The sequence below is a fragment of the Streptomyces luteireticuli genome (assembly GCF_041519305.1).
In the GTDB taxonomy this organism is placed as follows: domain Bacteria; phylum Actinomycetota; class Actinomycetes; order Streptomycetales; family Streptomycetaceae; genus Streptomyces; species Streptomyces luteireticuli.
The window spans coordinates 587,961-608,989 of sequence record NZ_CP167928.1; the positions used below are offsets into that span (position 1 = coordinate 587,961).

Consider the following 21,029-nt stretch of genomic DNA (forward strand, 5'->3'; position numbering starts at 1 on the left):
GGTCAGGTGAGGAGCAGGCAGGCGTCCCACGCGGTGCGGGGCGGCGTGCCGGTGGCAGGGGTCAGCAGGGCCAGGGCAATGCCCGCGGCGCCGTCGAGGAGCCCGGCCCCCGCGTCGCCGCTCACGACCGCATCGGCGGCGGTGATCGTGTCGGTGCCGGGCGGGCAGATCGCGGTCAGGAGCGGTGGGATGGTGGCCTGGAGCTGTCCGGCGGTGGAGGCGTGGGCGTCCTGGGCGGTGCGGGCGGCGATATGGGCGAGGCTGGCCATCCCGTGGCACAGGCCGTTATCCGTGGTGGCCTTGAGCTGGGCGGGGTCGGTGAGGGCGGCCACGAGCGCTCTCTCCGCCTTGATCTGCCGGGTGATGTCGCCGAGGGCGAGGGCGGCGAGTTGCTGGGCGCGGGCCAGGCCGGCGGTGCCGTAGCACCATGACGGGCGACGCGGCGTGAACGCGGCGGGGCGGCCGCGGTGGAGCGCGTCGCGGGTGACCCAGTACGGCCAGGCCGGGCCGGAGCCGGTCTCCTCCTGCCACCGGTCCAGCCACCGCAGGATCGTGTACAGGACTCTGTGGTGGCCGTCGACGAGGATGCCGCGCCGGGCGGCGAGGGCCAGCAGGGCGAGGACGCCGCCGATGCCGTGCGCCATTCCGGAGTTGGCGTGCCCGCCGGGGAAGGTGTCGTCCATCCGGCCCGAGGGCCTTGTGTCGGTCCACCAGCCGGGCAGGACATCCCTGCCGTCGGTGAGGGGCTCGGTGAGCTGGACGCAGTAGTCCAGGACGGCCCGTACGACATCGCTGTCGCCGGTGCGGCGCAGGAGGTAGGCGCCGTAGCCGGTCAGGCCCCGGATCACGTCGAACTCGGCGAGAACGGGCAGGCGTTCGGCGTCCATGCGACGGCGCGCGGCTGACAGACGCCGGTTGACGTCCATGGTCATCTGCGCGTCGAGGGCGTCCAAGGCACGCTGGTAGGAGCCGGGCAGGTGGTCGGCGGCGCAGGCGAGGACGTGGGCGAAGGCAGGCGCCCCGTAGAAGGGATGGCTGTCGGGCCCGCTGGTAAACGGCTGCCGGGCGGCGGCGGTGAGCCAGTCGTGGGCCCGTTGCCACGGCCTGTGGCCGGTGGCGGCGAGCTCTATGTGCAGCAGCGCGATGCCGGGCAGGCCGTGCGCGAGCGACTGCCGCCACCACCCGGGCCCGTGCGGGACGTTGTCGGGGTGAGCCAGGCGGTCGGCGAGCGCGCGAGCCAGGTCCAGTGCGGCCGGGTGCTGTGTCACGCGGACCTCCCGTTGGTGGTTCGGGCTCGCCAGGCGAGGGCGGCGGACCGCGCCAGGTACAGGCAGATGGCCTCCTCGGGGAAGTCCACGGCGACCGCACGCGCGAAGCTCAGGTGGAGAAGGGAGTCGAGCACGGCATCGGGATCGATGCCCACGGCGTCCAGGCTGGGAAGGCGGCGACGGTAGGCGGCCAGCGCCGCATCGCGCTCGCCCCACCCGTCGACGATGGCGTCGCCACCCGGGGCCGCACGCAGGGCGGCCCAGTCGTCGCGCGGGTCGGCGAGCCGTACGGCCTCGGTGAACTGCGCGCGGGGGACCGGCTCCGGCGCCGGTGCGGGGATGCGGTCGATCAGCCACCGCATCCCCGCGGCCGTGTCGCCGAGGAAGGCGCGGGCGATGGCGACGGTGTGCGCGGCGACCAGCGCCCGCCGGTGTGGCCGGACCGGCTGCCGAAGATGGGCGAGCAGGGCGCGCGAGTCGGCGCGGAACACTTCCTCGGCCGTGTCCCATGCCGCCCCCGCTCCCCACCGTCCCGTCTCCGGGTACGAGGTGGCATACCGCACCTCGCTCAACAGCCCTGCACGGTGCAGCTCGGCCGCCCACGCGCTCACCGTCCGGGCCACCGTCCCGAACTCCTGCGGGTCGTTCAGCGCGATGCGCAGTCGCAGGTGCTGGTCCGGGTCGCGGAACCGCACGTACCACCACGGCGGTTGCCCGAGACGCTCCAGCAGGTCGGGTACGTGCTCGGCCAGCACGGTGTCCTGGCGGCGGATGTCCCCGTACAGGCCGGCGAGCAGCACCCGAGATGCGGCCGGAGCCAGCCCGTGCCCCCGGCCCAGGACCCGGGCCGTGCTCGGCTGAGGCAGGCGCGGCCAGGCCGGCGGCGCGAGCGCCTTCAAGGGAACGACGACCTCGTGCGCCCGGCCCCCGCACCACCCGGCCTCCCGCTGAGCCTCCGTCAACACCACGGGCACCCCACGGTCCACGTGGGCCCGCAGCAGCACCCGGTGGTTCGCCTCGTCCAGGTCCAGCGGCAACAGCCGGTCCCCCTCCGTCAGATACACCTGCCGAGGAACCCGGCGCCGGGACCTCCAGGTAGTGAAGTCCCGGTCCCATTCGGGACGGGGGCGCGAGCGGGCGGGGAGTTCGGCCGACTCCAGACGCCAGCGAGCTGGGGAAAGGACGGTCCGCCCGTAGCGCAGACGCGGCAGATACGGCATCGTCCTCGCCGCGCCCCAGTCGAACGCGCTCACCGTGCTGTAGGAGGCGCGACTCAGCTCGATCAGGAAGCGGGCCAGCGGCGGCGTGTGCCGATGCAGGTTCAGCGCGTGTAGCGCCACGGCCTCGACCCGGCGGCCGAGCGCGGGCGCAGCCAGGTACAGGCGGCGGCCGTCACAGCCCACCGCCAGGTCCTCGACCGTCAGCACGCCCTCACCCGGGAGCCGGTGCTCCTCCAGGCTGACCACCAGCGGCAGAACCTGCGGGGCACGGGTGACGTGCGCGGTCTCCGGCTCCAACGGCGGGAAGGACAACTGCGCCGGAACGGTGACCGTGTCGGCGGCCGGCAAGGTCGTCATCTCCCCGGCCACGGCGGCGCGACCGCGCGGATCCAACACGCTCAGGAAACGGCCCGTGCCGACACCGATCCCCCGGGAGACGCTCAGCACCTCCAGCCGGAAATCCCCCCGGGCCAACTGCTGCGTAGTGGCGGCGTGCACACGGACCCCGACCTCCAGATGCGGCGGAAGCCGCACCGTGCCCAGCTCCATCGAGGTCAGCAGCGCCTCGTCGAGCACGATCTCGTCCAGGCCGTCGAGCACCGCGCGCTGCGCCAGGGCCATCAGGGCTTCGTCACGGCTGGACACCGGCGAACGCCGCTCCTGGACCACGGACCCGGGGTAGCCGTCGGGGAACCCGATCCCGCTGTCGGCGACGACATCCAGCACCGGCACCAGCGAACCGAGGCCGTACCGCTCGTAGAACCGCTGGTGATACGCCTTCCACACCGCCTGCCCGTACGGGGCGGCGCTCGTGCGGGCCAGGACGAACGCCGCGCGTTCCACCTCGTCGGCGACGGCCTGGGGCAGACGGAGCGATGCGTCCAGGCGCAGGTCCACCGCGAAGGGGTGGCGGCGCACCGGGGCGAACCGCTGCATCCGCGCAGCCGCACGCTCCCGGGCGGCCCTGCTCTCGCCCACAGGGCGGGCCATGCACTGCAACAGGTCCGCCCGGATACCCCGTAACGCGCCCACCAGATCGGCGACATGGTCCTGGCGCGGGCCGTCGTGCGCGGCGATCTCCAGCTGCGCGATCACGTGTTCCAGCGGGGCGGTCTCGGTGCTCGGCGCGTGCAGGCCGGTGATCAAGGCGCGGCGGGCTACCAGTTCCGTGAGCAGCCCATTGACCTGCTCCACGGCCGCCTCTGGGAAGTCCGCGGCCAGCAGTGCCTCCAGGTCGGCGAACCGGATCGGGGCACGGGCGGCGAGCAGGGCCGCGCGGACAGGAGCGGTGTGCCGCAGGGAGACCTCGACGGCCGCTGTCCCCTGCTTCCGTACGTCCGCCTGGTACGGCACGATCACCCGGTCCCCGCGGACTACCAGCGTGCTGTTGGCGACCACCGGCAGGTGCGCCCGCAGTTCCGGGCAGCTCTCCAGCCTGGTGACCACCGACGACAGCCACTCGGCACCGGCACGGACCACCGCCAGGTGCTCCGTGCCCCATTCCGCGGCCGCCGCCGAGCCGAAGGACGCCGTGGTGACGCCGGCGAACAGCCCGAAGGGCGTCGCCCTGTTCTCTGCCCGCAGTAAGTACCGGGCGACGGAGAGCGCTACGCGCCGCACGTCGCGCACGTCCGGATGCTCGGCCCCGCACAGCGCGCGGACGCGGTCCGCGAGCGCGGGGCTGGCGTGCCCAATCCCCTCCGCAACGCCCCCCGCGCCCCACACGCCGCGGAGCCATGCTGCCTGGGCCGCCGCCCCTGCCGGGGTGTCGTCGGTCAGGTCGGGCCACGGTGGGACCGCGGGCGCCGGGTCGGCGACGGCGCGGACCAAGGCGGTGCTGCCGGATCGGAATGCGCGAGCGGGATGGAGCACACGGACCTCCGCGTGACGGCTACGAATGCGCAATGAGGGGACGGCTGGTGCCGCCGCGCGTGCGTGTCGCGCGGCGGCACCAGCCACTGTGTGACGGGGGTTGAGCGACTGGTTAGTGGACGCCGGTGGTGCAGGCCCCGCAGGTGGCGCCGCAACCGTCGTCGGTGACGTTCACCAGGCCGGCCGGGTCGGTGACCTCCACCAGCGTGATGTCCAGGTCGAAGCCGCTCGCCTGGGTCGGAATTGCACTCGCTTCCATCTCAATTCCCTTCTGCTGTGCAGTGGTTGGATGTGTTGTGCGTGCCTGTCCCCAACGTGGGGGCCAGCCGGTACCGGCCGGAGTGTATGACCGTGATCCTCCGGGCACCCCGGGATTTGGTCGGTCGGCCGTCAAGCATCGGCGCTCGGCCGGAGTCGTCCCGGTTGCTTGCTCGGGACACCGGTCCCCGTGAGATCGGCGCCCCGTGTCCCGGCCCGCCGGTGTCGCATTCGGAAAGGGGCCGGAATCCGGCATCCGGGCGGGGCCCGGATGCCGGGGTAGCGCGGCACCGTTCTCACCGCGTCCCCCGCTGTAGGGGTATGGGTCGTGCCGTTAGCCCCGAGGGGGTTCACCACGTGGCGGTGCAGCATTGCGGCATCGCCACGACCGTTGGCTGCAGAGAGGATGCCGTGGGCCGAAGCGGTGGATGTGCCGTCCATCGGTGGTTCTCCTTTCTCGGTGGCGGGTGCGGCTAGAGCAGGGAGCGCAGGTCGCGGAGCGGCACGGTGGTGACCTCGTAGAGCCTGCGGGCGAGTTGGGTGGCGAGCATCCAGGGCAGGCGTGGGTCTCCGTAGGGCACCGTGGCGTCCGCCGACTCGTCGTTGCCCCCGGGGCCGGTATCAGTCCGCCAGCCGGAGCCAGCGTGTAGAGGTGGCTGGTCACGCCATAGAGGCGGGGGCGCTCCAAAAGGAGCACCTGGAACTCGTTCTTGTACAGGTGGTCGCAGCGTTTTGCTGAGACGAAGGCGTCCCGGGGACAGACCGGCGGCTGCGTGATGATGACGCCCTCCTCGGAGGGCTTGGCGCCTGGGTGCAGGCCGTTCAGGAAGATGAATCCGGCGGGCGTTCGTGCCGGGTGAATCTTCTTCCACAGCGGGTCACCCGTCGGCGCGTCCACGGGCATCGGCTGCGAGAACCGAGTCCACAACACCTTCTGGTGGTCGCGGTCCTGGTGCGGCCGTTCGTCCGTGTAGCCGAGCCCGCTGCCGTCGCTCCAGTGCGCCAGCTTGGACAAGTCCTGCTCTTCGCCTTCGCGCAGCGTGATGAAGGGAACGATCTCCTTGCTCATCACGTCCCCCCTGCACCCTCGACTGCCGGGGCGTCCGTCCGGCTGCGCAGCACCAGGTAGAGCGTGTTGGAGCCGTGGGAGTAGCTGGTGACCTTCCCCCAGCCCTGCCCCGCGATCTCCACGATCTGGGACTGCTGGAGGCCCTCGTACTCCCACTGCACGGCCGCGAGGCCGCCGACGATAGGCGTCAGCACGAACAAGATGCCGCCGGGCCGCAGCCACGTCGTGCGCACCCGCTTCACCCAGCCGGCCGCGTTACGCAGGTGCGCCAGCGTCAGGCGGCAGGTGACCAGGCTGATCTCGCCCAGCGGGATGCAGGGCGGGTCCCCGCCGTCGAGGTCGTGGTGCAGGTACCGCAGATGGCGCGGCGGTCGGCGCCCTCGCTGGGCGATGTCGAGAGCGACCGTGGAGATGTCGATCCCGGTGACGGTGTACCCCTGGGCGTGCAGTTGGCGGGCGAGAGCACCGGTGCCGCAGCCGGCATCCACGGCGTGCTGCCCCTGGCCGCGATGGGTATGCAGGTTGAGCCGGTGCGGCTCGACACCGGACAGCGGCCTGAAGTTCCAGCCCGTCCTGTACAGATCGTCCCAGCGCGCCGACGTTTGCTGGCCGGCCGTCGAGATGCCCATCCGTGCGCTCCTCTTCTCTTGTAGGCGGTTCCTCCCGGGAACGGACCATGCCCTTGCCCTGGCTGGGCACGGGCCGCATACCGTCCGCCGTCCGGGAGGGTGCCGCACTCTTTGGTGATGGATCAGTGGGTGGCTGAGCCCGTGTGCCCTCCCGGTCGGGGTGAGGAGGGCACACGGGTTGGTGGCCGGTGGGCAGCCGTATGCCGCCCGCGGTGCGGCTGCCCACCGCTGCCGGACCAGGAAGTCAGCAGCGGGGCGCCCTCGGCACGGGGGTGTGCGCGAGGGGCCGCCGGCCACGAACCGCGCGGGGCCGGGGGACCGGAGAATCGAGCTGGTGCTGCTCTCCGGCGGACGCCACCCGGCCCCGGTGCGGCGGTCTATGCGGTCGTGGTCCGCGCGGCGCGCTGCCAGGCGACGGCCGCTCCCCTGCGGCGGCCGTCGAAGAGCAGCGTGAGGTCCTCGGGCCAGTCGAGCGTCGGCGACCTCGGGCTCTGCCGGGCAGGCCTCGGCTCCGTGCCGTACGGACAGATCGGGCTGGGGTTCATGTCCTCTTCCAGGTGGTCAGCGGCTCGAACAGCGACGGTTCTCGGCCGACTACCCGGAGACCAGGTACAGGCAGATGGCCCCCAGGCCGATGAGCATGATGGCGCCGAGGAAGAGGTCGATCCACCACTGAGGCAGGTTGTCCAGGATGGTGAGCAATCGCATGGGTTCTCCACGAGAAGCTGGTCAGGAGGGGCCCCGTCCCCGCCGTTGAGGTGTGAACGCGACGGCGGGGACGGGCACATGGTGGCGACCCGGGCCAGCGCGCCTGCACTGGTGCGAGCTTTCCCGGGGATACGGCAAGGTGTTCGCCGCGGTGGGCCGTTGGAGGGGCGCGAGGGAGAGACCCGTTGTACGGCCTCTGCCCCGCGCCCAGCCTCGGGATGGAGCGACTCCAGGCGGCACTTCCCGCAACCGCCCCCATGGGCCGCGCTCACAGACCGAGGAAAGGAGCCCGATCAGAGCGCGCGGAGCCCAGCTCTAGGAGGAAGCCGACTCCACCTCGTCGGTCTGCACGGTGGAATCACCGCCCGCCGGACTGGCGCCGGCCACGACCTGGACCAAGCCCTTCTCGATCCGGAGAAGGTCCTCGATGCTGTCGGCGAGCCTCTGGCAGTACCTGAATCCGCTCTCGAGGTCGAAGCCGGGCCCGAGGCGCTTCGCGCGGTACAGCGCTATGACGGCCGCTTCCTCGGCAGCCGCGAGCTGCGGCTCCTCCGGGGACAGGATCTCGCGCGCAACTCCCTTGACCCGCGGGGCCAAGGTGTCGATGCAGCGCCGGAGCCTGATCACCAATGACTCGACGACCGCGGGCGACGGCGACACCTTCGCGTTACGGATCACGCCGAGGGCGTACGCGGTCTCCGCGTTCGGGCTCTGCTGGACGCGGAGACCTCCATGAGGCATGGCTGTACCAGGGACGGGCATGACGGAGCGCTCCTTCGAGCCGCGCAGGTGCGCAGCGAGCGGGATGGGGACCCGACTGAGCGGTGCCTTGTGGGCGCCGGTTCTCTGTCGGGCGAAACCTCGGTGCCCAGGTTGGCCGGAAGCTTGCGCCAGTCGACGTGTGCGACGTCGTACGGCGGGCATCACGACAGCAGAATCGAACACAGCGTCAGCTGTGCGGATCCGGGCGTCCGGTTCCGATGACCAGTATCTGCCCTCGCCTCTATGCTCAACCACCATCGGGACTTGCGAACCTAAAGAGGCAAGTGGGGGATACAACTATGGCTGGGTCAGAGTCGGTTGCCCTGTACCAGCAACGCGTGGAGGAGCTCGGTGCGGCCATCAAGAAGCGCCGGCTCGCGAAGAAGATGACCCAGGCAGAGCTCGGCAAGAAAGCTGCGTTGGACCACACGTCCGTCTCGCACATCGAGAAGGGAACGCGCGTTCCCCATCGCGATACGTTCCGCCGCATCGACAAGACTCTCGAAGCCCACGGGGCCATCTTCAAGCTCCGCGATGAGCTCGACGACAGCCCCGACGCCGAGAGGGTGCGTAGCTTCCTCACCAACCAATCACGCGCCAATGTGATCTACCACGTGGGGAACCACGTTCCTGCGATGCTGGAGACCGAAGAGCACACCCGGATGGCTCTCGAAGCCGGTCTCGCGTACTTCGGGGGTGACCTGGAGGACAAGCTCGCTTACCGATCCGAGATGCGCGAGATCCTTAAGCGGCCGGATCCGCCGCTCTTCAAGTGCGTTCTGTGGGAGTCGGCCTTGCAGGTCGTAGCCGGTGGGACGACGATCATGCGCGACCAGCTCCACCACTTGATCGAACGGTCACGCGAGCCGAACATCGAGCTTCATGTCCTCCCGTTCGCGGAGTCCGCTGGTGCGCCAGACGTGGGGACGGTGATCGTGTGGGAAGGGCCAAACGATCGGTTACGAGCCTGGAGGGATACGGGAAATAGCTTCGGAACGTTCATCAACGGACGCACTGAGGTCAGCGGCCTCATGAACCTCTATGATCACGTTCGTTCCCGTGCTCTTGCGCCTGGTGCGACAAGAGAGCTAATCCGCAAGGCAGCTGAGGGGCTATACCCATGTCTACCACCCGATTCGACCTGTCCATAGCAGCTTGGCGCTCCAGCAGCCACAGCCAGAACGGCGGCCAGTGCCTCCAGGTCCCCGTCGAGAAGGTCCCTGGCCGCATGCCGGTCCGGGACTCGAAGTACCCCACAAGGACACCGCTCGAATTCCCTGACCTGGCCTGGCAGCCCTTCGTGACCGCCGTCGCCTTGTCGGATGGCCTCCTGTCCTCCTGACTCACGGCCTGGTGGAGGCGCAGGAAGCGCGCGACCTCGGACAGCAGGACACTTGAGAGTGGGCTCGTGGGGTACCGCGCACGGACAGGTACGGGACCCCACGAGTCCGAGGTGTTCTGGTTTCCGATCTGGCTGGGAGCCGTGGTGTGGAACGGCGCGGACGGTCAGGGCGGCATCAGCCACTGGTTCGGCTGAAGGGATCGCTGGACGCTCGGCGCCGGGCTGGCTATCTGGCACGCTTCCAGAGACCATTCGAATGCTGTTTGTCGTGGCTGGTGTGTCTGCGGGGCCGTGAGGGGGGTGTGGGCATGGGTACCTCGGGTGTGGCGGTGCGGTAGGACCATGGCATGAGTGAGGGGCGTCGGCTGCACCGGACTGATGTGACGGACAACGTGGCTGTCAGACGATGCGAATGGTCAGGTTGCGGCGGCCTGTGCGGCTCTCACCCGTACGCGGTGGAGTGCCGGGTAACCGCTGGGGGTTGAGCAGAGTCGGCCGGCCGGGGCGGTGCACTGGGCGCACTCGACGGTTTGGAACAGCTCCTCCTGGGCGTACTGCTCCTCGAACCTGCGCGGCTCCTCGTTCTTGAGTGTCGTCTTGGATTTCCAGGTGTCTGCCTCGGGTACCTTCGTCAGGACTTTGGTGTAGGTGATGGTCCCGGTGGAGCTGGCGAGGCTGCTGGCGTACAGCAGCTGTGACGGCGTCAGGGCTTCGCTCACCCGCGTATCGCCGTTCGGGAATGCGGTGGTCAGCGGCCGGTCCTCGGTGATGACGGTGTGCGAGTCGGCCAGGAGAGCGGCCTGCTGTACGGGCGCCTCGGCTGTCTCCGGTCGGCTGCTTGACGGTCTTGCCTATATTCCACTGGGGCCGCAGGGTTCTTGGCCTTCTCCGCCATGTTGTACAGGAAGTCGGCGGCGTTCTGCGTACCGTTCGCGGGCTGGAGCAGGCTGAGACGGTCACGGGCGGGGGTTGCGCTCACGCGACGCTCTGCCGGCCGGCGGTGGCGGTGTCGCGGGCGTGGCCGGCAGCGATGAAGGTCAGGGTGATGGTGCCTTCGGCGTAGCCGCGCAGGAGAAGTTCGACGAGGGCGGCCATGGAGCGCAGGCCGTCGGTCTTGCGGCGGTCGTCGGAGGCGTTCCAGGTGCTGTCGGTGATGTCGGCGCTGCGGCGTACGCGGTCGCGGCCGTAGGCGAAGGCAGGCGGGGTGATGGTGATGGTGCCTGCCACGTAGCCGGCCAGGAGGTATTCGAGGGCGCGGGTGATGACGAGGCCCTGGTTCTTGGCCTTGTCCTGGGCTCCGGTCCAGACGGTGTCTTCGATGGAGAAGTTGCGCCGGGTGCTGCCGGTGTCGCCCGGGGGGCTGGCTGTTGTGGACATGGCGTGGCTCTCCTCGGGGCTGGCTCCGCTCTCCAGAATAGGGCATGGATTGCGTGTATGTTCTGAGCTCTGAACCCTGGATGACAACTTACACGGATTACGCGTACGCTCTTGGGTGTTCCGGTGTTCCCGCCGCCCAGCATCATCAGGAGCACCCCCATGCCGTCCACGCCCGCCACCGAGACCGTACGGCTCACGTGGCGCCTCGCGCTCGAAAACCGGTGGGTGGCCCAGATACCCCGCGCCTCCGCAGGCCAGCGCCAGTGGCGATCCCTCGGCGGCGACTTCACCGGGTTCCTGCTCTACCTCGGCGACAAATGCGACGCCGACGGCACGAACATCAGGACCCCGCCGTCCGTCCCGACCGTCGCCACGTTCACCCGGACCTCGAAGGAAACGGTCATCCGCTTCTACGCCGCCGCCGAGGCCGCCGGGCTCATCGTCATCAACCGCACCGCCAAGGGACTCCAGCGTGGGTACCGCCTGACCTTCCCCCTGGGGGACGCGCCCGACTGGCAGGCATGCCTTGACGTGCTGCGCGACGACCGCCGGCGGATCGCCAACGAAGAGCGCCGGGCCGCCCGGCCTTCCGCACGTGCGGAAGGCCCGCAGGCCCCGCAGGCTTCCGCACGTGCGGAAGGTCCGAGCGAGGCCGCGGGGGCCGAGCCTTCCGCACGTAACGCCTCCAGCGTTCCGCACGTAACGCCTCCAGCGTTCCGCACGTAACGCCTCCAGCGTTCCGCACGTAACGCCTCCAGCGTTCCGCACGTAACGCCACGGCCTTCCGCAGGTGCGGAAGCGACACGTTCTACACGTGGTGACACGTTGATGGTTGATGCCGTCCCTGCGGTTGCTGTCCGCGCACGCGAGGGCGGGGCGGAAGAAGAGGCGACTCCCCAGGCGGACGGCGAACGGGCATGGAGCCGCTTCCGGGCCGCGCTGCCCGCGGCTGTGCGCGCGGCGGCCTTCCAGGTGCCCGTCCGGCACCCGGCGCGCAAGCGTGCCGTGGAAGCGATCGCGGGCGCCCTGGTAGCCCCGGAGGCCCTGGCGGCAGAGGCGGCCGCAGAGCCGATGCTGCCGGACGCCGACGACCCCGCCGCCGTGGTGGCCGAACGTCTTCAGCGCGCACTGGACGCCCTTGCGGACGAGGCTGTCCGGGCCGCTGGAGCGGGCGGTGCGGATGTCCGTTGAAGGTGATTGAGGACACCTCAGCTCAGGTTAATTCGTACGTACCATCCGTGTAAATTTATTTGGTGTGGAGCGGCAGGGGCAGCCTCCATCATCTGAGACTGATTCACCTATATGAGTCAGTTATCTCTATTGAGGTTGACGTATTGGGGTGGTGGCCTGCGGAGACGGTCACGGGCGGGGACAAATCACCTCTCGCCGGCGCGGAGAATTTACGAGCGTCATAGGCAGGTGGCACACCCCACCACGGTCCCGGGCGCGGCCCCGGTGATGCATCTCAAGCCCGGCCGCCACTTCGCCGCCGCCACTCTGACTCCCCGGCAGATCGCACGCCGCCTGCCGCAGGCCCTGCGGCAGGCGGTCCGCCTTGGCTGGCGCACCGACCGGCCCGTGCTGTTGCGGCTCCTGACTGCTCAGGTGACCGCGGCTCTGCTGACTGCCGTCGCCCTCGCGGCCACCGTCGGCGTCCTGGCCACCGTCTTCACCAACCGCACGGACATCACCACCGGGTACGCGAGGCGGCCGTGCCGTTGATAGTCGTCGCGGTGGCGGCTACCGGCCGGTACGTGGCCGACGCCTTCGCCCGCATAGCAGCAGCGCAGCTCGGCCCGAAGGCCGTCCGTGAAGCCGACCTTGCGGTGGCCAATGCCGCCACGAGCGCCGAACTCGTCGCGTACGAGGACCCCGATTACATGGACGCCTACCGGGCCGGCACGAGGAGATCTACAAGACCGGGGCCCTGTCGCGGGTGACCTGCCGGGAGTGCTCCTGGACGGTGCACATGGTGCACTGCACTCACAACCGTGGTGACCTGTGGTTCTTACAGCACGCTGCCGGTGCCCCCGACTGCGTGGCCCGGCTCGGGGAGAGCATGCAGCACCACCTGCTGAAGACGGGCACGTGCGGGCCATGCCGGGCTGGAACGCCGAGTACGAGGTCAGTGCGCCTGGCGGATCGTGGCGGACGGACGTGCTGGCCAACAGCCACGGCGGCCGACGCATCGCGCTGGAGGCGCAGCTGGCCGCCGCTTCGGTCGCGGACATCGAGCAGCGCACCGCCTGGTATGAGGCCGCGGGCGTCGGGTGTATGAGTGTGCGGGGTGGCGTCAGCGTGTTGGGCGGCAGCCGAATTGAGTTCGGTGCGTAGCCAGCTGAGCTGGCTGTTTATCGTGCTGGAGTAGGGATCTCAGCTGTCGTGGGGTGACTAAACCGCTGTCATGGGGTGAGGGTTCGGCCTAGCACACCAGGGGCGTGGCTGACGTGAGGATGAACATTCCTGTGTTCGTGATCAGGACAGGGGTGTGTGCTGGCGGGTATGAGTGCTGAGCCGTTGCCCGTGTCGTTTTCGCCGTCGTTGGATCGGCCGGCTGCCGTGTCGGGGGCGCGGGAGCGGGTCTTGACGCGGTTGGTGGTGGTGCGTCGTCTTCTCGCGCTGGATGAGGCAGGGACGCTTCAGACGGTGCATGTCCGTATCGCTGCTCAGACGGCGGGGGTCAACGTGCGGACGGTATGGCGTTGGCTGGCTGTGGCGAGGGAGTCGGGCCGTATTGAACCGGCCGCGCGGCGTGGGGCGTTCATGCTGACTGATGCGTTGTGGGCCCGGCTGGGGGAGCTGGGCGGGAACGTGAAGGCATTGCACCGCTGGATGGCCGGGCATGCCGATGAGGTGCTTCCTGCTCTGGGCCGGGACAGGCTGCCGTCGTTGTCGACGCTGCACCACGCAGCGAACCGGGAACGGCGCGCGGGGCGTGTCCTTGACCTTGCTCGTCCCGACTATGCCCGGGTGGATCCGGCCGCCTATGACCGGGCATTGGCCGAACTGGCACTGCCGGGCACGGTCGACGAGGCCGGCGAGGCGACCGCCGATCCCGCCCCGAAGGACGGTGCCGACAGCGTTGATCCGGCCGGCACGTCACCGTTCACCGGCGGCGTGCGCCTGTACGTGCCGGGCGCGCACGTCGTTTCCACGCGGCAGCTCGGCCAGGTCACCGAGGCGATCGCGCACACCATCGCTGCGCGGGGGACCGTGTGCGTGTACGGGGATCCCGGGCATGGCAAGACGGTTGCGGTGCATCAGGCGCTGCGCCTGTTGCCGCGCCGTATCCCGGTACGCCATGCAGTGGTGTCGGTGAAGCCGGCGCTGCCGCAGCTGCGGGCCGTGCTGCTGACCGCGTTCGGTTTGCCCGCCACGGCGTTGACGAACCGCACGGATGCCGCCGACCGCGCGCTGCTTGAGGCATTCCAGACCCCGGGTGCGCTGGTCATCGACGACGTGCAGCGCATAGCCGCGCCAGAACTGGACTACCTGCGCCTGCTCGCCGATGCTCCCACCACCCAGACCTCCCTCATCCTCTGTGGTGCGGGCGCGGAGCGTACCCTCGCGCGTGCTCCCGCTCTGGCCTCCCGGGTGCTGACCTGGCAGCAGGTGCCTCGCCTGGACGGGGATCAGGTCCCTGCCGTGCTGCGCCTGTTCCACCCGTTGTGGGATGCCGCGACGAACGCCGACCTGCTGCACGCCGATGCCACCCGGGCGAAGGGGAATTTCCGTACCTGGGCGAAGATCACTTCCCACACGTACGCGGCCTTGGCCCGTCACCCCGAGACCGCGGTGGATCGCGAGCTGCTGTCTGGGGCCTGTTCCCGCCTCGGCCCCACCTCCTGACCACACCCCTCCCACGGGCAGGCCCCTCTTCATGGACTTGTGCACCCCCGGCATCACCGCTCCCGCCCCGGCTTCCCTGACGGAACCCGCCCTGGACCCCGCCTCGTTGACCGCGCTTCGGGCCCCGGCCGTACGCCGCCTGCTCGCCCTGCGCACCCAGCGTCGGCTCACCCGCGCCCATGTCCACACCACCGCTCAGTGCCTGAACGTCTCGGAGCGCACCGTGTGGCGTTGGTTGGCGGACGCGACCACCATGCCTGAGAGCACCGCGTATCCGGGAGCGCGCCGTGCCGACCGGTTCGAGATCACACCCGAGATTCGGGTGCTGTTGGCGTACTGGCACGGCAACGCCTCCGCGGTCCACCGCGAACTCCTCGCCCACGCCAAGGCCGCCGCCGATACCGAGCTGTCCGAGGAGAGCGGCACCTCCACGACCATCGTCTCCGTCACACCGCAGCCCACCGCCTCCGTTCCAGGCGGCGCCCCGCCTGCGGCCGTGCCGCTGCTGGACCCCGTGCCGTCGCTGCCGACGTTCCTGCGCGCAGTGCGCAGGGATCTCACGCCGGGGGAGCGGGCCGGCTACCGTCACGGTCCCGAGGCCGCCCGCGCATGCGATGTGTTCGCCAAGCGTGGCCGTACCTGGCGTAATCACGTCTGGGAGGCCGATCACGTTCAGGCCCCGCTGCGTGTGGATGCCGACGGTGACCTCGTCCCGCCGTACGTCACGTGGTTCATCGACTGCGCGAGCAAGGCCATCGCCGGCCTCGCCGTCACCCCAGGCACACCCACCCGTGCCTCGATCCTGGCCGCGCTGCGCTCCGCGGTCCTGCGCACCGACCCTTACGGTCCCGTCGGCGGTCTGCCCGAGCACGTCAGGTTCGACCGCGGCCGCGACTTCCTCTCCCGCACTGTCTCCACCGCACTCACCGCGCTGGACGCGGACATCACCGTCCTGCCGCCCTACAGCCCCCACCTGAAGGGCAGCATCGAGAACCTCAACCACTGCGCCACCGTCATGCTGTTCGCGGCCATGCCCGGATACGCCCCGAAGAAGCCGCGCCGCCGTCCCGACCGCCGCCCGCAAACGGCCCCGCCGATGTCGTTTACGGCGTTCACCAACGAGCTGCTGACCTGGGCGCAGTGGTGGAACACCGAGCACCGCCCCGCCGAACTGCACGGCGCGACCCCGCTCGAAGCGTGGCAGGCCGATCCGACCCCGCTCAACGACATTCCTGCCGAGGATGTGTGGTCGTTCACGCTCGAGGACGACGGCCGCACTCGCACCATCACCAGCCACGGCGTCCGCTTCCGTAACCGGGACTACATCGCCGACTGGATGACCGGACAGGCCGGACTGAAGGTCACGGTGCGCTTCATGCCCCACCACACCCACGAGATCGAACTCTGCACACCCCAGGGCCGCCACCTGGGCACCGCCCACCTCGCCGACCAGGCCACCGACGAGCAACTCGCCGCGCTGCGCCGCGCCCGTACCCAGCGCGCCCGGCGCCTTCGCGACGAGGTGAAAACCGCCGAGCAACTGCGCCACACCCGCTTCGCCCCCGCCACTGAACCAGGCCAACCGCGCCGCCTGGACGCCACGACCAGCACCGAAGCAGCCCGCGAACTCGACCAGCACCAGCACCTCGACCTGGCCGCACTGGCGCTGCCCGACCTCATCCCACCCGCCCCGCCACCAGCCGACTGGGCCATCCCCGAGGCCCTCAAGGCACACACCCGACCCGCGGACCCAGCCGCCCCCAGCGAGGACTCCCCATGACCGGCAGCCACTTGCCACCCGCACCCACCGACCAGTACGTGGTGCTACCCGAAGCCCGCCTCGTCAGTACTCGCGCGCTGCTCACTGCCAGGGAGAACCTGGCCGACTCGATCGAGGCGCGAGCGATGATGTGCGTCCACGGCGGTGCCGGTTTCGGCAAGACCATGGCCGTCACCAGCTGCCTGCGCGAACTCGAACCGGACGAGGACATCCGCCGCATCACCTTCCACGCCCGCGCCACCACCCGCGCTGTCCGCCACGAACTGCACGCCGCCCTCGAACTGCCGGGCCAGCCCCCGCGCTACGCCAGCGAGTTCGACCACCTCCTCAAGAACGCGCTCGCCACTCATCCGCGCACCCTCGTCCTGGACGAAGCGCAGTGGCTCCAAAGCGACCAGCTGGAGTACGTCCGATACCTCTGGGACGACCCCTATACCCAGCTCGCCGTCATCTTCGTCGGCGGCGAGGGCTGCCACGCCGCGCTGCGCAAGGAACCGATGCTGTCCTCCCGGATCTTCATCTGGCAGCGCTTCACCCGCCTCACTGGTGACGAGGTGTTGGAGGCCATCCCGCTCTACCACCCGATCTGGGCCGACGCAGACCCGGACGACATCACCTTCGCCGACAGGCACGCCGCCCATGGGAACTTCCGTAACTGGTCCCGCCTGACCGCCCATACCCAGACGGCCATGGAACGCACCGGCCGGGCCCGCGTCGACCAAGAAGTACTGCGCTGGGCCTTCAGCCGCCTTGGCTCGGGCGCATAGGCCCGTCTGCCCCGCCCACGCCGTTCTCCAAGCGCATCGCCTGCCCATATGCCAGACGGGGGACCGGGAGTCGTGCTGCTGCCGGCCCCACTGCCCGCCCCCAGCGCCGCTATGCCTAGCGCGTGCCGATCGCTGTCAGTTGCCAGGCCCCGTCGCTGGTTGATCGGAGAGGGTTGGACACCCGGCACTCCGCAGCCAGCCCTTTCCGCCGGAACCTACGCCCACTCTCGAAGCGCGGCCCGTTGCGGTTCGCTCAACTTGCCCCGCTGCTGGCGGGGATGACATGGAAGACCCCTGCAGGGACAGACCCGCCCTGCCCCGCCACAGGCACGGCTCCGTACTTCACACCCATTCGATGCCCAGCTTCCGTAGCGCGTCCAGTTGCTCCGCCGTGAGCTTGTCGCGTCTCGATTTGGTGTTCGATACCCAGACGCCCAGTTTCACGGTCACCGGCCCGGCCTCGCTGTCGACCGCGATCTGTTCGCTGTGGCTCCTCGGCACGGGCCGGTGGGCGCCTTCCCGCTTCACCCACTGTGCGAGGGCCGTGAGGCCGCGTTGGAATGCCTGCTGTGCCTTGCCCTTCGCCGCATGGCCGGTCGCCGGGGCGGGTGACGGTGCTTGGGGCGGCTTGATGCCCAGCATCGTCAGTCGTTGCTGTTGCTCGGGCAGGAGCCGTGCCCAGGTGCCCGGTTGTTTCTGTTGCTGCGCCCATCGTCCGAGGTCGTCGCCGTCGTAGAAGACGCCGGGCTCGATGGTCGGCAGGGTGCCGTTGGGTTCGGTTTCGGTGAGGTTGGCCAGGATGCGGTAGTGGCGTTGCCAGTCGAGTGGCCAGGGGCAGTTCCAGTCGGGGTCGATCTCTGTGAGCTGCGCTGCGCGCAGGGCGGTTCGTTCCGGGTCTTTGCCGAGGCCGTTTTTCTGGCCTTTTCGGCGGAGGTTGGCCATGTGCTGTCCGATCGGTACCTGCGTCCCGTCGGCGGGGTCGGTCCATACGGCGTCCTGGCGGGGTGCGAGGTGTCCCGTGGCCCGCCGGTACGAGCGGAGCGCGGCGAGCTTGTTTTCCCATGCTTCCTCGCCGGGCTCCCAGACCGTCCCGGCCTCGTCGAGGAGTTCCTTGCGGTGGGGGTCGAGTTCGCGGGCGCGCAGTGCCTTGCGCTGTTGGTGCACCCACCGTCCCAGGGGGAAGTCCTTGGTGACGCCGACTTCGGTCTCGGTGTCGTAGGGGACGGCATGTAGGCCGGTGATGCCGTTGTCGGCTCGCCAGCGGATGAGGGCCTGGTAGCCCTCCAGCCACACCAGGGACTCGGGCCGGATGACGCGGCAGCGGGTCAGTGCCGCGATGTCGGCGGCGCTGCGGGGGGCGGCGAAGTTGACCACGACCGAGGTGACACGGTCTGTCTCCCGCTGCGCCTGGCCATCGGGCTCCCCGCCTTCGCCGCCGCCTGTCCCTGCACCGCCGCGGTCGGGGCGGACATGGAGACGCCGGTGTTCCTTCCTGCGGGTCAGGGCGCGGGAGGCGAGCTGTTCGACGAGGCGTTCGGAGTGGGAGCGGAGGGCTTGGAGGATGTCGACGAGGGGTTGGTAGCTGGCGGAGGCGAGCATGTCCTTGGGGTCCTCGCCGGGGGCGAGGAAGACGGGGATGATGATCCGGGCGGTTTTCACGCTGCCGTCGGGGTTGGGCCGCAGGGCGCGTCCGATGTTCTGGACGATGTCGACCTGGGAGCTGCGGGAGCCGACGATGCACACTGCTTCCACCCCGCGCAGCCCGGTGATGTCGACCCCGACCCCGAGTGCTCGCACGGACGCGAGGAACGCCCGGTGCACTCGCCGGTTGTCGGCGTTGATGCCGTTGGCGAACTGGTGGATGACCTCGCGCCGGTGGGCGATGGGGTGGTCGCCGCACAGCCAGTTGGCCCAGACCCGGTCCGGGGGTACGTGACGGCTGTCCTCCAGTTCGTACAGCTCGGCGTCGATGGAGGAGGCCGGCAGCTCCTCTGCGTCGGCGAGAGCGGCCTCGGACGCCTCGGTGGCATACAGCTCGGCGGCGGTCGCCGGCAACTGCTCGGCGAACGCCTCGGCTTCCTCGACCCGCTGGTGGAAGGTCATGACGGTGTGCAGGTTCATCTGCGCCGCGTGTTCCAGCAGCGCGGCCTGGAGGAGTGCGAGCCGCCGGCCGCGCAGCGCGTCCTCGGACAGGCCCAGGATCGGGTCGGGGTCGCGGATCTCCAGCACGTCGATCTCGAACCCCGCGAGGATCGTGCGCTCCACCGCCTCTGCCAGCCCGAGGTCGAAAATCCTGGTGCCGTAGGTGCTGGAGTCGGCCTCCATCGAAGCGACCACCAGCTCTTGCCCGTCTCGGCCCCGCTGCGGCCGGGGCGAGGCGAGGATCCGCGGGGTGGCGGTGAGGTAGAGGCGGAAGTCGATGGGGATGCGGGCGTTGTCGTGGATCGCGGCCCAGGGCCGGCCGATGTCGCCGGCGGTCATGTGCCCCTCGTCCAGGATGGCGAGGTCGAATCCGTCCATCTGCTGCCCGTACAGACCTTTCCCGCCCGCCAGGGCGGCCTCTAGCGGTCCGCGTACCTTCCGCTGGCCCGACGGGTCCTCCGGGTCCTCGCGGTCCACGAGGGAGGCATACGTGGCGAACATGACCACGGGCCCCTTACCGGCCCACAGGGCGAGCCGGATCGGGTTGGTGGTGGTGCGCACCCCGAGCTGCTCCAGGACCTCGTCCTTGTCCACTGAGCAGACGGCGACCATGGGCGCGCGGTGCCCGACTCGGCGCCACGCCTGGGCGCTCTGCACGATCAGGTCCAGGGTGGGCACCATGACGAGGATCCGGCTGCCCGGGAAGCACTCCAGCGCGGACGCGGCGGCCGTGATGGTCTTTCCGGACCCGGTCGCGGACACCCCCGTGGCACGCGCCCCCTGAGGGGGCACAGACGATCTTGCAGGGAATCCTACCCATTTACGGAACGCCGATTTCTGGTCGACCTGGTGTTCCCTGAGCGGAACCAAAGACATTTCCGTACCTCCCTACACCTAATTCTCGTGGATCCTCAGGTGGCCGGGTGCGGCGTGCAGGCCGCACCCGGCGTCGCTCCGGGCCGAGCCGCCCGCCAGATGGCAGCCGCCGGGCTTTCCGTCCTTGAAGGACGGCTCGTTGTGAGGGTCGCAGGGCCCGGCCTCGCGGGTGCAGCAGCGCCTCCAGGACCCGGCGCCGCTGCGTGGTGTTCGGGTGCGTGCGCGGCAGCACGGCCTTGCGGACGAACGTCTCCAGCCGCACCAGGTCCGCCTGTTCAGGCCTCCGCACGTCCGCGACATGTACGGCCAGCTCAGCATCCTCGGCCGACCATCCGCCGCGCCGCGTCCAGCCCCGGTCCGCGATGCCCTCCAGGGCCTCGCTCACGGCCGTCACCCCGCATACCAGCCCTCTCTGAACTCTTCGCCCTTGGCGCCTGTGTACACATTGCGCTCCACGACCTCGCACTGCGCCCCAGCGACTGCTCCGGCCTCCAGCGCGGCCACCAGGTCGTCCGCCTCGCTCGCGGGCACGCCCTGCGCCTCCAGGAGCGCGAACGGCTTCAACCGGGCGTTCACGTCCGCCGTCTGGTACTGCGTCACCCGGCGCACAGAATCGCTGCTGAGCGCGGGATCTGGTCCGGTAGATTCGTGGTGACCGGTCATCTGCGGCCGTTCCTCTCAGGATTCTGAAAAATCTCCGGTGCGCTTGGAGGGTGTCTCGTGTTTTCGCCAACGGTACATGGTGCATCACCCTGATACGCCCGCTACACTAGAACCCGACACGAACGAGCACCCCCACCCCTCCTAGCCAGCCAGGCCCGCGTCAGCGGGCCCAAGTCCTGGAGGCGCAGCCGGAAGGACTATTGCGGCGAGGGAGCGCAGCGGACTCGCCGGCCCGGGTCGAAGCGAAGCGGAGACCCGGTAGCGGGGCAGAACCCCGCAGGCCTGGAAGCGCAGCGAACAGGCCATCAACCTGCTTGCGCAGCAAGCAGGTTGTGCGAGGGGCGCAGCCCCTCGCACGCGCTCCCGCGGAGCGGGAGCGCAACACCCACGCGCAGCGTGGGTGTTCGCTTGCACAGCGCGCAGCGCTGTGGGACCCGCGCCGCGGGA

General features: G+C 70.0%; 20 protein-coding genes. 10 read left to right on the top strand and 10 right to left on the bottom strand.

Annotation, left to right across the window (positions count from 1 at the left end; genetic code table 11):
• Window positions 1–2: 2 nt before the first annotated feature.
• The 6 genes from AB8735_RS38540 to AB8735_RS38565 all read right to left on the bottom strand — a co-directional run bounded on the left by AB8735_RS38540 (window position 3) and on the right by AB8735_RS38565 (window position 7,765).
• Window positions 3–1,268 carry a lanthionine synthetase C family protein gene (locus AB8735_RS38540; protein WP_372412420.1) on the bottom strand — a complete coding sequence of 422 codons (1,266 nt, stop codon included), beginning with the start codon at window positions 1,266–1,268 and terminating at the stop codon, window positions 3–5.
• Window positions 1,265–4,360 carry a lantibiotic dehydratase gene (locus tag AB8735_RS38545; RefSeq protein WP_372412422.1) on the bottom strand — a complete coding sequence of 1,032 codons (3,096 nt, stop codon included), beginning with the start codon at window positions 4,358–4,360 and terminating at the stop codon, window positions 1,265–1,267. Before AB8735_RS38545 ends, AB8735_RS38540 begins: the two co-directional genes overlap by 4 nt.
• 112 nt (window positions 4,361–4,472) lie before the next feature.
• Window positions 4,473–4,619 (bottom strand): FxLD family lanthipeptide, encoded by a 147-nt coding sequence (locus AB8735_RS38550; protein ID WP_372412423.1) that lies wholly within the window; start codon window positions 4,617–4,619, stop codon window positions 4,473–4,475.
• A gap of 1,067 nt (window positions 4,620–5,686) precedes the next feature.
• Window positions 5,687–6,316 carry a class I SAM-dependent methyltransferase gene (locus tag AB8735_RS38555; RefSeq protein WP_372412425.1) on the bottom strand — a complete coding sequence of 210 codons (630 nt, stop codon included), beginning with the start codon at window positions 6,314–6,316 and terminating at the stop codon, window positions 5,687–5,689.
• Between the two features lie 377 nt (window positions 6,317–6,693).
• Window positions 6,694–6,861 (bottom strand): hypothetical protein, encoded by a 168-nt coding sequence (locus AB8735_RS38560; protein WP_372412427.1) that lies wholly within the window; start codon window positions 6,859–6,861, stop codon window positions 6,694–6,696.
• 478 nt (window positions 6,862–7,339) lie between these two features.
• The gene (locus tag AB8735_RS38565; protein WP_372412429.1) at window positions 7,340–7,765 is read right to left on the bottom strand and encodes a DUF6415 family natural product biosynthesis protein; all 426 of its coding nucleotides are present in this window, start codon (window positions 7,763–7,765) and stop codon (window positions 7,340–7,342) included.
• Between the two features lie 359 nt (window positions 7,766–8,124).
• On the opposite strand from AB8735_RS38565, the gene AB8735_RS38570 reads away from it, so the two are divergent.
• Together AB8735_RS38570 and AB8735_RS38575 are read left to right on the top strand one after the other, a co-directional pair.
• Window positions 8,125–8,937 carry a Scr1 family TA system antitoxin-like transcriptional regulator gene (locus AB8735_RS38570; protein WP_372412431.1) on the top strand — a complete coding sequence of 271 codons (813 nt, stop codon included), beginning with the start codon at window positions 8,125–8,127 and terminating at the stop codon, window positions 8,935–8,937.
• Window positions 8,907–9,128 carry a DUF397 domain-containing protein gene (locus AB8735_RS38575; RefSeq protein WP_372412433.1) on the top strand — a complete coding sequence of 74 codons (222 nt, stop codon included), beginning with the start codon at window positions 8,907–8,909 and terminating at the stop codon, window positions 9,126–9,128. The genes AB8735_RS38570 and AB8735_RS38575 overlap by 31 nt, the downstream gene beginning before the upstream one ends.
• Window positions 9,129–9,544: 416 nt before the next feature.
• Here the strand turns inward: AB8735_RS38575 and AB8735_RS38580 are convergent, their stop codons facing one another.
• Window positions 9,545–9,847, bottom strand: coding sequence for a hypothetical protein (locus AB8735_RS38580; protein ID WP_372412434.1), 303 nt, complete (start codon window positions 9,845–9,847; stop codon window positions 9,545–9,547).
• Between the two features lie 256 nt (window positions 9,848–10,103).
• On the bottom strand, window positions 10,104–10,505 hold the full coding sequence (locus tag AB8735_RS38585) for a hypothetical protein (RefSeq protein WP_372412436.1): 402 nt from the start codon (window positions 10,503–10,505) through the stop codon (window positions 10,104–10,106).
• A gap of 159 nt (window positions 10,506–10,664) precedes the next feature.
• Between AB8735_RS38585 and AB8735_RS38590 the strand changes: the two genes are divergently transcribed.
• From AB8735_RS38590 to AB8735_RS38625, 8 genes are all read left to right on the top strand, one after another.
• Entirely contained in the window at window positions 10,665–11,231 is a 567-nt protein-coding gene (locus tag AB8735_RS38590) for a hypothetical protein (protein WP_372412438.1), read from the top strand.
• A gap of 102 nt (window positions 11,232–11,333) precedes the next feature.
• The gene (locus tag AB8735_RS38595; protein ID WP_372412439.1) at window positions 11,334–11,696 is read left to right on the top strand and encodes a hypothetical protein; all 363 of its coding nucleotides are present in this window, start codon (window positions 11,334–11,336) and stop codon (window positions 11,694–11,696) included.
• Between the two features lie 228 nt (window positions 11,697–11,924).
• Entirely contained in the window at window positions 11,925–12,227 is a 303-nt protein-coding gene (locus AB8735_RS38600) for a hypothetical protein (RefSeq protein ID WP_372412440.1), read from the top strand.
• A gap of 32 nt (window positions 12,228–12,259) precedes the next feature.
• Complete coding sequence (locus AB8735_RS38605; RefSeq protein ID WP_372412442.1) at window positions 12,260–12,445, top strand: hypothetical protein; 186 nt, start codon at window positions 12,260–12,262, stop codon at window positions 12,443–12,445.
• Window positions 12,446–12,602: 157 nt separating this feature from the next.
• Window positions 12,603–12,839: a hypothetical protein gene (locus AB8735_RS38610; RefSeq protein WP_372412443.1), complete on the top strand. Its 237-nt coding sequence runs from the start codon at window positions 12,603–12,605 to the stop codon at window positions 12,837–12,839.
• 168 nt (window positions 12,840–13,007) lie between these two features.
• Window positions 13,008–14,354, top strand: a complete 1,347-nt coding sequence (locus tag AB8735_RS38615; RefSeq protein WP_372404117.1) for an AAA family ATPase — start codon at window positions 13,008–13,010, stop codon at window positions 14,352–14,354.
• Between the two features lie 31 nt (window positions 14,355–14,385).
• Window positions 14,386–16,134, top strand: a complete 1,749-nt coding sequence (locus AB8735_RS38620) for a Mu transposase C-terminal domain-containing protein (RefSeq protein ID WP_372404116.1) — start codon at window positions 14,386–14,388, stop codon at window positions 16,132–16,134.
• Window positions 16,131–16,901, top strand: a complete 771-nt coding sequence (locus tag AB8735_RS38625; RefSeq protein WP_372404114.1) for an AAA family ATPase — start codon at window positions 16,131–16,133, stop codon at window positions 16,899–16,901. Before AB8735_RS38620 ends, AB8735_RS38625 begins: the two co-directional genes overlap by 4 nt.
• Before the next feature lie 342 nt (window positions 16,902–17,243).
• On the opposite strand, the gene AB8735_RS38630 is transcribed toward AB8735_RS38625, so the two are convergent.
• Both AB8735_RS38630 and AB8735_RS38635 read right to left on the bottom strand, forming a co-directional pair.
• Complete coding sequence (locus tag AB8735_RS38630; RefSeq protein ID WP_372404112.1) at window positions 17,244–19,919, bottom strand: Helicase associated domain protein; 2,676 nt, start codon at window positions 19,917–19,919, stop codon at window positions 17,244–17,246.
• A 390-nt stretch (window positions 19,920–20,309) separates the two neighbouring features.
• Complete coding sequence (locus AB8735_RS38635) at window positions 20,310–20,519, bottom strand: hypothetical protein (RefSeq protein ID WP_372404111.1); 210 nt, start codon at window positions 20,517–20,519, stop codon at window positions 20,310–20,312.
• Between the last annotated feature and the right edge of the window lie 510 nt (window positions 20,520–21,029).